14 protein-coding genes are annotated in these 11,596 nt (G+C 58.7%); all 14 read right to left on the reverse strand.

What is annotated here, in order from left to right:
- Positions 1-1,290 (reverse strand): histidine--tRNA ligase, encoded by a 1,290-nt coding sequence (hisS, locus tag LOY43_RS23000; protein ID WP_016984369.1) that lies wholly within the window; start codon positions 1,288-1,290, stop codon positions 1-3.
- 37 nt (positions 1,291-1,327) lie between these two features.
- Complete coding sequence (gene ispG, locus LOY43_RS23005; RefSeq protein WP_003227888.1) at positions 1,328-2,437, reverse strand: flavodoxin-dependent (E)-4-hydroxy-3-methylbut-2-enyl-diphosphate synthase; 1,110 nt, start codon at positions 2,435-2,437, stop codon at positions 1,328-1,330.
- 3 nt (positions 2,438-2,440) lie between these two features.
- Positions 2,441-3,484 (reverse strand): RodZ family helix-turn-helix domain-containing protein, encoded by a 1,044-nt coding sequence (locus LOY43_RS23010; RefSeq protein ID WP_095048350.1) that lies wholly within the window; start codon positions 3,482-3,484, stop codon positions 2,441-2,443.
- The gene (gene pilW / locus LOY43_RS23015; protein WP_093430650.1) at positions 3,484-4,242 is read right to left on the reverse strand and encodes a type IV pilus biogenesis/stability protein PilW; all 759 of its coding nucleotides are present in this window, start codon (positions 4,240-4,242) and stop codon (positions 3,484-3,486) included. Before pilW ends, LOY43_RS23010 begins: the two co-directional genes overlap by 1 nt.
- Positions 4,243-4,254: 12 nt before the next feature.
- Positions 4,255-5,403, reverse strand: coding sequence for a 23S rRNA (adenine(2503)-C(2))-methyltransferase RlmN (gene rlmN / locus LOY43_RS23020; protein WP_016984373.1), 1,149 nt, complete (start codon positions 5,401-5,403; stop codon positions 4,255-4,257).
- 28 nt (positions 5,404-5,431) lie between these two features.
- Entirely contained in the window at positions 5,432-5,857 is a 426-nt protein-coding gene (gene ndk / locus LOY43_RS23025) for a nucleoside-diphosphate kinase (RefSeq protein ID WP_007916882.1), read from the reverse strand.
- A gap of 88 nt (positions 5,858-5,945) precedes the next feature.
- Complete coding sequence (gene iscX, locus LOY43_RS23030) at positions 5,946-6,146, reverse strand: Fe-S cluster assembly protein IscX (protein WP_008084655.1); 201 nt, start codon at positions 6,144-6,146, stop codon at positions 5,946-5,948.
- 14 nt (positions 6,147-6,160) lie between these two features.
- On the reverse strand, positions 6,161-6,502 hold the full coding sequence (gene fdx / locus LOY43_RS23035; protein WP_007916885.1) for an ISC system 2Fe-2S type ferredoxin: 342 nt from the start codon (positions 6,500-6,502) through the stop codon (positions 6,161-6,163).
- On the reverse strand, positions 6,502-8,367 hold the full coding sequence (gene hscA, locus LOY43_RS23040) for a Fe-S protein assembly chaperone HscA (RefSeq protein ID WP_258708783.1): 1,866 nt from the start codon (positions 8,365-8,367) through the stop codon (positions 6,502-6,504). Before hscA ends, fdx begins: the two co-directional genes overlap by 1 nt.
- A gap of 51 nt (positions 8,368-8,418) precedes the next feature.
- Positions 8,419-8,940, reverse strand: coding sequence for a co-chaperone HscB (hscB, locus tag LOY43_RS23045; RefSeq protein WP_258708784.1), 522 nt, complete (start codon positions 8,938-8,940; stop codon positions 8,419-8,421).
- Positions 8,941-8,948: 8 nt separating this feature from the next.
- Positions 8,949-9,272, reverse strand: a complete 324-nt coding sequence (gene iscA, locus LOY43_RS23050; RefSeq protein WP_003227904.1) for an iron-sulfur cluster assembly protein IscA — start codon at positions 9,270-9,272, stop codon at positions 8,949-8,951.
- Positions 9,273-9,306: 34 nt separating this feature from the next.
- Positions 9,307-9,693, reverse strand: coding sequence for a Fe-S cluster assembly scaffold IscU (iscU, locus tag LOY43_RS23055; protein WP_007916892.1), 387 nt, complete (start codon positions 9,691-9,693; stop codon positions 9,307-9,309).
- Between the two features lie 101 nt (positions 9,694-9,794).
- On the reverse strand, positions 9,795-11,009 hold the full coding sequence (locus LOY43_RS23060; protein WP_095048352.1) for an IscS subfamily cysteine desulfurase: 1,215 nt from the start codon (positions 11,007-11,009) through the stop codon (positions 9,795-9,797).
- A gap of 47 nt (positions 11,010-11,056) precedes the next feature.
- Positions 11,057-11,548 (reverse strand): Fe-S cluster assembly transcriptional regulator IscR, encoded by a 492-nt coding sequence (iscR, locus tag LOY43_RS23065; RefSeq protein ID WP_038362955.1) that lies wholly within the window; start codon positions 11,546-11,548, stop codon positions 11,057-11,059.
- Between the last annotated feature and the right edge of the window lie 48 nt (positions 11,549-11,596).

Genomic DNA, 11,596 nt, shown 5'->3' on the forward strand with positions numbered 1-11,596 from the left:
TCAACCCTGCACGACGCAGGTGGCCAGGTGAGCGGCGAGCGCATCCCAGGCAATGCTTTGTTGTTCGCCCTGGCCACGCAGGGGTTTGAAACCTACCACTTGCTGGGCCATTTCGTCGTCACCGAGGATCAGTGCGTACAGCGCACCGCTCTTGTCGGCCTTCTTGAACTGGCTTTTGAAGCTGCCGGCGCCGGCATTGACTTGCAGACGCAGGTTTGGAAGTTGATCACGAACACGTTCAGCCAGAGCCAGACCGGCCAGCTCGGCTTCTTCACCGAAGGCGCACAGATAGACATCGACCTGACGGGAGATTTCTTCCGGGATCTGCTCCAGGGTTTCCAGCATCAGCACCAGACGTTCGATGCCCATGGCGAAACCGACGCCGGTGGTCGGCTTGCCACCCATTTGCTCGACCAGACCGTCGTAACGACCGCCCGCGCAAACAGTGCCCTGGGCGCCGAGTTTGTCGGTGACCCATTCGAATACGGTTTTGCTGTAGTAATCGAGGCCGCGCACCAGTTTCGGGTTGAGCACGTAAGGAATGCCGACGGCATCCAGACGCGCTTTCAAACCTTCAAAGTGCGCACGGGATTCGTCGTCGAGGTAATCGGCCATTTTCGGCGCATCGACCAGCACCGCTTGAGTGTCGGCATTTTTCGTGTCGAGCACGCGCAGCGGGTTGGTTTTCAGGCGACGCTGGCTGTCTTCGTCGAGTTTGTCGTGGTGCGCCGAGAGGTACTCGACCAGCGCTTCACGATAACGCCCACGGGACTCGCTGGTGCCGAGGCTGTTGAGTTCGAGCTTGACCGCATCACGAATGCCCAGCTCGCCCCACAGACGCCAAGTCATGGTGATCAGCTCGGCGTCGATGTCCGGGCCATCGAGGTTGAACACTTCCAGACCGATCTGGTGGAACTGACGATAACGGCCTTTCTGCGGACGCTCGTGGCGGAACATCGGGCCGATGTACCAGAGTTTCTGCACTTGGCCACCGCCGGTGATGCCGTGCTCGAGTACGGCACGCACGCACGCCGCGGTGCCTTCCGGACGCAGGGTCAGGGAGTCGCCGTTGCGGTCTTCGAAGGTGTACATCTCTTTTTCGACGATGTCGGTCACTTCACCGATCGAGCGCTTGAATAGCTCGGTGAATTCAACGATCGGCATGCGAATCTGCTTGTAACCGTAGTTATCCAGCAAACGCGCAACGGTGCCCTCGAAATAACGCCACAACGGGGTCTGCTCGGGCAGGATGTCATTCATGCCACGAATGGCTTGCAGAGACTTGCTCACTTTAAATCCTTAAATTCGTTCGGCGCTTCAATCAGGCTCAGCCGCGCGCAATAACCGCAGCGTCAGCTTCGACCTTTTCGGCCGCTTTCTGGCGGATCAGCTTTTCCAGCTCGTCCACCAGATTGTCATTCGTCAGTTTCTGCGACGGCTTGCCGTCGATGTAAATCAGGTTTGGCGTGCCGCCGGTCAAGCCGATATGGGCTTCCTTGGCTTCGCCGGGGCCGTTGACCACACAACCGATCACCGCGACATCCAGCGGCACCAGCAGGTCTTCAAGGCGCCCTTCCAGCTCGTTCATGGTTTTCACCACATCGAAGTTCTGCCGCGAGCAACTCGGGCAGGCGATGAAGTTGATGCCACGGGAACGCAGATGCAAAGACTTGAGAATGTCGTAACCGACCTTCACTTCCTCGACCGGGTCGGCCGCCAGCGAGATGCGGATAGTATCGCCAATCCCCTCGGCGAGCAGCATACCTAGGCCCACGGCGGATTTCACTGTGCCCGAACGCAATCCACCGGCTTCGGTGATGCCCAGGTGCAGCGGCTGAACGATTTCTTTCGCCAGCAAGCGGTAGGCTTCGACGGCCATGAACACGTCAGAGGCCTTAACGCTGACCTTGAAGTCCTGGAAATTCAGGCGTTCGAGGTGCTCAACGTGACGCAAAGCAGATTCGACCAGCGCAGCAGGGGTCGGCTCGCCGTATTTCTTCTGCAGGTCTTTTTCCAGCGAGCCGGCGTTGACGCCGATGCGGATCGGAATGCCGCGATCACGCGCTGCATCGACCACCGCCCGAACACGGTCTTCACGACCGATGTTGCCCGGGTTGATACGCAGGCAGTCCACGCCCAGTTCGGCCACGCGCAGAGCGATCTTGTAGTCAAAGTGGATGTCGGCAACCAACGGCACTTTGACCAGTTGCTTGATCTTGCCGAACGCCTCGGCGGCGTCCATGTCCGGCACCGAGACGCGGACGATGTCGACGCCAGCGGCTTCCAGACGGTTGATTTGCGCAACAGTGGCGGCAACGTCATTGGTGTCGCTGTTGGTCATGCTCTGTACCGCGATCGGCGCATCGCCGCCCACCGGTACGTTGCCTACCCAGATCTTGCGCGAAACGCGACGTTTGATTGGAGATTCGCCGTGCATGACTTATTGACCCAACTTCAGGCGAGCAGTCTCGCCACTGGTGAACGGAGCGATATCGACCGGCTGGCCGTTGTAGCTGACCTGCGCGGCGCGGGCAACGCCCAGACGTACGTTAAGCGGCGGCTTGCCGGAAACGGTGACGCTATCGCCTTTATGCTTCAGACCACTGAAAATCACTTTGCCACGGCCATCGGTCACTTGTGCCCAGCAATCGGCACTGAACTGCAGTTGTACCTGACCATCGCCAACCACCGGAGCAGCCGCTTCTGCGGTAGCTGCTGATGCCGCAGGGGCTACCGGAGCAGTGACGGTCGGCGCTGGAGTGACCGGAGTGTTTGGCGCTGGAGTGGCCGGGTTAGCGACAACTGGCGCTGGGGTGTGAACCGGAGCAGTTGGCGTGGTGGCCGGAGCGACTGGAGCTGCTGGAGCAGTCGCTGGCGCAGCAGCTTCGGCACCGGTGGACTCAGCGGTGGTTTCAGACTGAGGCAGCGCCAACGCCGTTGAAGTATCGGCCTGGTTTTCCTCGACAGCCTGGTCTTCCGGCTCATCGATCGGGTGAATCTGGGTGGTGCCGTCAGCACCTTCGACTTCAACGTGCTCAGGCGCCAGCGACGTCAGGTCCTTGGTGCGCTGGGATGTCTGATCCTGCCACCAGACGAAACCGCCGCCGATGACCGCGATCAGCAACAGCAGGCTGACAATACGCAAAATGGTGTGGGAAACCCGCACAGGCTCTTCGATACGGCCAAGGGCATGCACGTTGCTGCCCTGGGAGTCGGTACCGGTGGACTGGTCGAACTGCTGAACCAGAACGGTCTGGTCCATGCCGAGCAATTTGGCATAAGCGCGAATGTAACCGCGAGCGAAGGTATGCCCCGGCAGCTTGTCGAAAGCGCCGGCTTCAAGATTGCTCAGGGAAGTCACGGTGAGGTTGAGCTTGAGGGCCACTTCGGCCAGCGACCAGCCATTGCTTTCGCGGGCCTGGCGCAGGGTCTCACCGGGGTTAACGCGATTCGCTGCTACAACTTCGGGATGCGCCGCTTTCATCATTGCTCCGACAGGTATTGCTGATATTCCGGCGTACCGGGATAGAGTCGTTTTAATTGCAGGCCATAACTGGCGGCCTTGTCGCGATCTTCAAACACTTTTGCCAGCCGAACGCCGAGCAATAGACTACGTGCATTTTGTTCGGTCAACTGGCTGAAACGGTCGTAATAGTCTCGCGCAGGCACATAATGCCTGTCTTCGAAGGACAACTCAGCCATTTCCAGCAAAGCACGTGGTTGTTGACGGTTCAAACGCAGTGCTTTTTCCAGCTGTTGCTGTGCCAGATCACGCTGACCGAGCTTCGCCGCCGTCATGCCGAGGTTCTCGAACACACGCGAACGCTCAGGATACAGGGTATCGGCGGCGGCCTGTTCAAAACGCTCGTAGGCTTCTTTATAACGCTGTTGTTCGTAGAGAAAACTGCCGTAGTTGTTGAGGATGCGCGCATCGGCGGGACGGGAGGACAAAGCCTTGCGGAAGTGTTCGTCGGCCAGCTCAGGCTCCATTTCGGACTGAAACACCAACCCGAGGGCAGCGTTGGCGTCAGGATCGGAACCGTCGATTTCCAGCGCCTTCTTCAGCGGCACCTTGGCACGCTCGGTCATGCCTTGCTGCAAGTATCCCAGCCCCAACTGCACGTAGGCAGCCCGCGCTTCATCGCGGCCCTTGCTGGTCTTCATCGGGTTGTAGTCACCCGACAGGACACAACCAGCACACAGGCTGGCCAACAGCAACAGCAGCGCAAAGCGCAGGGACATAGAGATCCTCTCTTAATTTGTGTTCGCGGCGTTCTGTGCCAGATCGCTGTCGGCGCTCAACTCGCGCACGGCGATGTAACGTTCGCTGCGACGGGTGCGATCCAGCACCTGCCCTACCAATTGACCACATGCAGCGTCGATGTCTTCACCACGGGTGGTGCGGACGGTGACGTTGAAACCGGCCTGATGCAACTGATCCTGGAAACGACGGATCGCGTTGTTGCTTGGCCGCTCGTACCCGGAATGCGGGAACGGGTTGAACGGAATCAGGTTGATCTTGCACGGAATATTCTTCAGTAGCTCGATCATCTCGACGGCGTGTTCAACCTTGTCGTTGATGTCCTTGAGCAAGGTGTACTCGATGGTCAGCACACGTTTCTCGCCAAGGGCGGACATGTAGCGCTGGCACGACTCGAGCAGCATCTTAAGCGGATACTTCTTGTTGATCGGCACCAATTGGTTACGCAATGCGTCATTCGGTGCGTGCAGGGACAACGCCAGGGAAACGTCGATGTGCTTGGCCAGCTCATCGATCATCGGCACCACACCCGAGGTGGACAGGGTCACGCGGCGCTTGGAGATCCCGTAGCCGAGGTCATCCATCATCAGATGCATGGCGGCGACGACGTTGTCGAAGTTCAGCAATGGCTCACCCATGCCCATCATCACCACGTTGGTGATGGCACGGTCGACGGTTGCCGGGACACTGCCGAAAGATTTGTTGGCAATCCACACCTGACCGATGACTTCGGCGGCGGTGAGGTTGCTATTGAAGCCTTGCTTGCCGGTGGAGCAGAAACTGCAATCCAGGGCACAGCCTGCCTGGGACGAAACGCACAGAGTGCCGCGTTTGCCCTGGGGAATGTACACGGTCTCGACGCAGCTGCCGGACGCCACGCGCACCACCCACTTACGGGTGCCGTCGCTGGAGATGTCCTCGCTGACCACTTCCGGACCACGGACCTCAGCAATGGCCTTGAGCTTGTCGCGCAAGGCCTTGCTGACGTTCGTCATGGCGTCGAAATCATCGACACCAAAGTGGTGAATCCATTTCATTACCTGACCGGCACGGAAACGCTTCTCCCCGATTGAGTCGAAGAATTTTTCCATTTCCTGTTGAGTCAGACCCAGCAGGTTGGTTTTTACAGTCGATGTAGTCATGGATTCACCTTCACTCTTAAGCCAATGCTTAGCGAGTGGTTACTTCAGTAGCTGCGAAGAAGTACGAGATTTCACGAGCAGCTGCGGCTTCGGAGTCCGAACCGTGAACAGCGTTGGCGTCGATGGAATCAGCGAAGTCAGCGCGGATGGTGCCGGCAGCAGCTTCTTTAGGGTTGGTAGCGCCCATCAGCTCACGGTTCAGAGCGATAGCGTTTTCGCCTTCCAGAACCTGAACAACAACAGGACCGGAGATCATGAAAGCAACCAGGTCGCCGAAGAAACCACGAGCGCTGTGCTCAGCGTAGAAGCCTTCAGCTTCAGCTTTGGACAGTTGCTTCAGTTTCGAAGCTACAACGCGCAGGCCGGCTTTTTCGAAACGAGTGGTGATTTCGCCGATGACGTTTTTTGCAACAGCGTCAGGCTTGATGATGGAGAAAGTGCGTTGAACAGCCATGGTGTAACTCCAGAAACGGTAATTTGCGAAAAATTAAACCCGCGAATTATACGCGGGTTCTTGGGTATTGCCTAACCTGCGAGGACGATCAGTCCAATTCTTCAGCCCAGAGCGTCTGAACCGCTTCCAACACCTTCTCGCCAACACGACCAGAGGTATTGTCAAAATCCGGCAGCTCTTTGATCCATTGCTGCAGATCGACGAAATTGACAGAAAACGGGTCTACGCCCGGTTTGGCCTCGGCCAATTCTTCTGCAATACGTTGAACATCATTCCAACCGTAGCTCATGACAGTCTTACCAGTCAGTGCGGCGCTTCAGCCGCATGGTTAAGCGAATATTTCGGAATTTCGACGGTGATGTCTTCTTCACCGACGATCGCCTGGCAAGCCAGACGCGATTGCGCTTCCAGGCCCCAGGCGCGATCGAGGAAGTCTTCTTCCAGCTCGTCAGCCTCTTCCATCGAGTCGAAACCCTCGCGGATGATGCAGTGGCAAGTGGTGCAAGCACAGACGCCGCCGCAGGCGCTTTCCATCTCGATGTGGTGTTCGTGGGCCAGTTCGAGAATCGAGGTGCCGGGCGCAGCCTCGACCACCATGCCTTCAGGGCAGAACTTCTCGTGGGGCAGAAAAATGACCTGCGGCATCAGATATCCTCGATTTCATTCAGATTGCGCCCCGACAGAGCGGCTTTCACCGTCAGATCCATGCGGCGGGCAGCAAAAGCATCGGTCACTTGCGACAGACGCTTGGTCTGCTGCTCAATGGCGTAACCATCAGTGCCTTTCATCAGTTCGGCCAGTTCCTGCAACTGCAGATCGATGACCATACGCTCTTCGGCGTCGAGCAAACGCTCGCCATCGGCCTCCAGAGCGCCCTGCACCGCTTCGATCAAGCGTTGGGCATCGACTTGCTGCTCACGCAGAACGCGGGCGACTTTGTCGTCATTGGCATGCTGGAACGAATCCTTGAGCATCTTGGCGATTTCGCCGTCGGTCAGACCGTAGGACGGCTTGACCTGAATGCTTGCCTCAACGCCTGAACCCAACTCACGGGCGGAAACGCTGAGCAGACCGTCGGCATCGACCTGGAAGGTCACACGAATCTTCGCCGCACCGGCGACCATCGCTGGAATGCCGCGCAATTCGAAGCGCGCCAGCGAGCGGCAGTCACTGATCAGCTCACGCTCGCCCTGCAATACGTGGATCGCCATGGCCGACTGGCCATCTTTATAAGTAGTGAAATCTTGTGCGCGAGCGACGGGGATGGTGGTGTTGCGCGGAATCACCTTCTCCATCAGGCCGCCCATGGTTTCCAGCCCCAGGGACAGTGGAATCACGTCGAGCAGCAGCAGTTCGCCACCATCGCGTTTGTTGCCAGCCAAGGTGTCGGCCTGGATCGCGGCACCGATGGCCACCACTTGATCCGGATCGATTTCGGTCAGCGGCTGACGACCGAAGGCTTCGGCAACGGCTTCGCGAACACGCGGAACGCGCGTCGAACCGCCAACCATGACCACGGCGTGCACGTCTTCCAGCTCAATACCGGAATCACGGACAGCGCGGCGGCAGGCTTTCAGGCTGCGAGCGACCATCGGCTCGATCAGCGCATCGAAGGCTTCACGGGGCAGCTGTGCTTTCCAGTCGCCATAGGCCACTTCAACGCTGGCCGCATCGGTCAGGGCTTCTTTGGCCGCGCAAGCGGTTTGCAGCAGATTGCGTTGTGCGCCCGGATCGAGATCGGCGGACAGACCCGCGCTCTCGATGATCCAGCCGGCAATCGCGTGATCGAAGTCATCGCCACCCAGCGCGCTGTCGCCGCCAGTGGCCAGAACTTCGAAAACACCGCCGGTCAGACGCAGAATGGAAATATCGAAAGTACCGCCGCCGAGGTCATAAATAGCGACCAGGCCTTCAGCGTGCTGATCCAGACCGTACGCCACAGCGGCCGCAGTCGGCTCATTGAGCAGACGCAGCACGTTCAAACCCGCCAATTTGGCCGCATCCTTGGTCGCTTGACGCTGGGCATCGTCGAAATACGCCGGAACGGTGATCACCGCACCCACCAGTTCGCCACCCAACGTCGCTTCAGCGCGCTGACGCAGAACCTTGAGGATATCGGCGGAGACTTCGACCGGGCTTTTCGGGCCCTGCACGGTATCGATGAACGGCATGTGCGATTCGCCACCGACAAAGCGGTATGGCAGTTGCTCGCCCAATTGCTTGACGTCGGACAGACCACGACCCATCAAGCGCTTGACCGACAGCACGGTGTTCAAAGGATCGGAAGCGGCGGCCAGTTTGGCCGACTCGCCGACTTCGACGCGATCGGCGTGGTAACGCACAGCGGACGGCAGGATGACCTGCCCGTTTGCGTCGGCCAACGGCTCGGAAAGACCACTGCGCAACGCAGCGACCAGCGAATTGGTAGTGCCCAAGTCGATCCCCACAGCCAGACGACGCTGGTGCGGTTGAGGACTTTGGCCGGGTTCGGCGATCTGCAGTAGGGCCATCGTGATCAGGACTTATCTGTATATCAGGCGTGCGACCGGAGCGGCACTGGGTTAATCGTCGAGGCGCTCTTCTAACTGGCGCACTTCGTAGGTGAGCTTGTCGAGGAACTGCATGCGCCGCATCAGGCGTTCGGCCTGTTCGCGTTGCGCCGCATCATCCCAACAGGCTGCGAAGCTTTCATTGAGTTCTTCCTGAGCCACTTTCAGGCGCCGCTTGAACACCGCGACACCTTCGAGGTCAGCACTGTCCTGGAGGTCTTCGAGCTCTTCGCGCCATTGCATCTGCTGCAGAAGAAACTCGGGATCATGGACTGTGACTTCCATCGGCACCTCATGCCCGCTGATGGCCAGCAGGTAGCGTGCGCGCTGGGCCGGACTCTTGAGCGTCTGATAGGCGTCGTTGAGCCGCGCAGACTGCTCGAGTGCCGACCGCTGCTCACGCTCGGAAGCGTCGGCAAAACGGTCAGGATGAACGCCGCGCGCCAACTCACGATAGCGCGTGGCCAACTGCTCGAGATCCAGACGGAAACCCGGTTGCAGCTCGAATAAAGCGAAATGACAAGGAATACCCACGACAAGCCTCAGATGTTGAAGCTTTCGCCGCAGCCACATTCACCGCGCACGTTGGGGTTGTTGAACTTAAAGCCTTCGTTCAACCCTTCCTTGACGAAATCGAGTTCGGTGCCGTCCAGGTAGGCTAGGCTTTTCGGGTCGATGATCACTTTTTCGCCGTGACTCTCGAACACCTGATCCTCTGCAACCACCTCGTCGACAAACTCCAGCACGTAGGCAAGGCCGGAACAGCCTGTGGTGCGAACACCCAGACGAATCCCTTCACCTTTGCCGCGCCCGTCGAGGGAGCGCCGCACGTGTCGAGCAGCCGCTTCTGTCATGCTGATAGCCATCGGTGACTCCTTACTCGTCGCCAAATCCAGAAAGTCAGATCAAGCCTTTCTTCTGCTTGTAATCGCGAACAGCCGCTTTGATAGCGTCTTCAGCCAGTACCGAGCAGTGAATTTTCACTGGCGGCAGGGCCAGTTCTTCGGCCAGCTGAGTGTTCTTGATGGTTTCGGCTTCGTCCAGGGTCTTGCCCTTCATCCACTCGGTGGCGAGGGAGCTGGAAGCGATGGCCGAACCGCAGCCGTAGGTCTTGAACTTGGCATCTTCGATGATGCCAGCGTCGTTGACCTTGATTTGCAGACGCATCACGTCGCCGCACGCCGGAGCGCCGACCATGCCGGTGCCGACATCAGGATCTTCCGCGTTCATCTTGCCGACGTTGCGCGGGTTTTCGTAGTGGTCGATGACCTTTTCGCTGTAAGCCATGATTCTCAATCCTCACTCATCAGGGCCGCTCTTGAGACCCTGCAACTGCGCTGCGTAAACCGCCGCGTCGCTACAGGATCTGTATCTGGCGGCTTCTATATTTAGTGTGCCGCCCACTCGATTTTCGAGATATCGACGCCGTCTTTGTACATGTCCCACAGCGGCGACAGAGCGCGCAGCTTGGTAACGGCCTCGCAGACTTTCTGCGCGGCGTAGTCGATTTCTTCTTCGGTGGTGAAACGGCCGAAGGTGAAGCGGATCGAGCTGTGTGCCAGTTCGTCGTTGCGGCCCAGGGCGCGCAGTACGTACGAAGGCTCCAGCGACGCCGAGGTGCAGGCCGAACCGGACGATACCGCCAGATCCTTGAGCGCCATGATCAGCGACTCGCCTTCAACGTAGTTGAAGCTCAGGTTCAGGTTGTGCGGAACGCGGGCGGTCAGGCTGCCGTTGACGTACAGCTCTTCCAGATGCTCGACCTGCTTGTAGAAGCGGTCGCTCAAGGCTTTGATACGGACGTTTTCAGCAGCCATGTCTTCTTTGGCTACGCGGAACGCTTCACCCATACCGACGATCTGGTGGGTCGCCAGGGTGCCGGAACGCATGCCGCGCTCGTGACCGCCGCCGTGCATGGTCGCTTCGATGCGCACACGCGGCTTGCGGCTGACGTACAGCGCGCCGATGCCTTTAGGGCCGTAGGTTTTGTGGGCGGAGAACGACATCATGTCGACTTTCAGTTTCTGCAGGTCAATCTCGACCTTGCCAGTGGACTGAGCGGCGTCGACGTGGAACAGAACGCCCTTGGCGCGCAGCATTTCGCCGATCGCGGCGATGTCGTTAACGGTGCCGATTTCGTTGTTCACGTGCATTACGGAGACCAAAATGGTGTCTTCGCGCAGTGCAGCTTCAATCATGGACGGGGTGATCAGACCGTCTTCGGTCGGCTCGAGGTAAGTAACCTCGAAACCTTCACGCTCCAGTTGGCGCATGGTGTCGAGGACAGCCTTGTGCTCAATCTTGGAGGTGATCAGGTGCTTGCCCTTGGAGCCGTAGAAATGTGCCGCGCCCTTGATTGCCAGGTTGTCGGACTCGGTAGCACCGGAAGTCCAGACGATTTCGCGCGGATCAGCGTTGACCAGATCGGCCACCTGACGACGGGCGTTTTCAACGGACTCTTCAGCCTTCCAGCCGAACACGTGGGAACGGGACGCCGGGTTACCGAAGTTTCCGTCGACCAGCAGGCATTCACTCATTTTTTGCGCAACACGCGGATCAACCGGGGTGGTCGCAGAGTAATCAAGGTAAATCGGCAATTTCATGGACTATCTCCTAAATCAGGGCTGGCGTGCCGCTAGCTCTCTGGCTGTCATTCGACGGCGGACGCTTCAATCTTGTCCAGGCGTGGCGCCTTGCTGTTGCAACGGCGCTGGTCCTGACGCTGGGCTACTTCTTGCACCTCACGGCGAGTCACAAGATCAGCCAAGCTGATACCACTTAGAAATTCGTGAATCTGCAGGCTCAAATCGCACCACAGATGATGGGTCAGGCAGGTGTCGCCGGAATGGCAATCGCCCTGGCCCTGGCATTTGGTGGCATCGACCGATTCGTTTACTGCATCGATCACCTGGGCGACCTGGATACCCTGCATCTCGCGGGACAACTGGTAGCCACCACCCGGGCCGCGAACACTGGAAACCAGGTTACTGCGGCGCAGCTTGGCGAACAGCTGTTCGAGGTAGGACAGGGAGATGCCTTGGCGCTCGGAGATATCGGCCAGGGACACGGGCCCGTGCTGCGCGTGCAACGCCAGGTCGAGCATGGCGGTCACGGCGTATCGGCCTTTTGTAGTCAGTCGCATGGACAGTTACCACGGAGTTCAGAATGGGGCGAGTATGCAATTCCCGAG

Source organism: Pseudomonas sp. B21-041 (assembly GCF_024748675.1).
Taxonomy (GTDB): domain Bacteria; phylum Pseudomonadota; class Gammaproteobacteria; order Pseudomonadales; family Pseudomonadaceae; genus Aquipseudomonas; species Aquipseudomonas neuropathica.

Excerpts from the sequence above, each read along its gene's own strand:
- iscX (WP_008084655.1), bottom strand. The coding sequence starts at position 6,146 with ATGAGCTACGGTTGGAATGATGTTCAACGTATTGCAGAAGAATTGGCC.
- ispG (WP_003227888.1), bottom strand. The coding sequence starts at position 2,437 with ATGCACGGCGAATCTCCAATCAAACGTCGCGTTTCGCGCAAGATCTGG.
- LOY43_RS23010 (WP_095048350.1), bottom strand. The coding sequence starts at position 3,484 with ATGAAAGCGGCGCATCCCGAAGTTGTAGCAGCGAATCGCGTTAACCCC.
- iscA (WP_003227904.1), bottom strand. The coding sequence starts at position 9,272 with ATGGCTATCAGCATGACAGAAGCGGCTGCTCGACACGTGCGGCGCTCC.
- ndk (WP_007916882.1), bottom strand. The coding sequence starts at position 5,857 with ATGGCTGTTCAACGCACTTTCTCCATCATCAAGCCTGACGCTGTTGCA.
- rlmN (WP_016984373.1), bottom strand. The coding sequence starts at position 5,403 with ATGACTACATCGACTGTAAAAACCAACCTGCTGGGTCTGACTCAACAG.
- hscA (WP_258708783.1), bottom strand. The coding sequence starts at position 8,367 with ATGGCCCTACTGCAGATCGCCGAACCCGGCCAAAGTCCTCAACCGCAC.
- LOY43_RS23060 (WP_095048352.1), bottom strand. The coding sequence starts at position 11,009 with ATGAAATTGCCGATTTACCTTGATTACTCTGCGACCACCCCGGTTGAT.
- fdx (WP_007916885.1), bottom strand. The coding sequence starts at position 6,502 with ATGCCGCAGGTCATTTTTCTGCCCCACGAGAAGTTCTGCCCTGAAGGC.
- pilW (WP_093430650.1), bottom strand. The coding sequence starts at position 4,242 with ATGTCCCTGCGCTTTGCGCTGCTGTTGCTGTTGGCCAGCCTGTGTGCT.
- iscR (WP_038362955.1), bottom strand. The coding sequence starts at position 11,548 with ATGCGACTGACTACAAAAGGCCGATACGCCGTGACCGCCATGCTCGAC.
- iscU (WP_007916892.1), bottom strand. The coding sequence starts at position 9,693 with ATGGCTTACAGCGAAAAGGTCATCGACCACTACGAAAACCCGCGCAAC.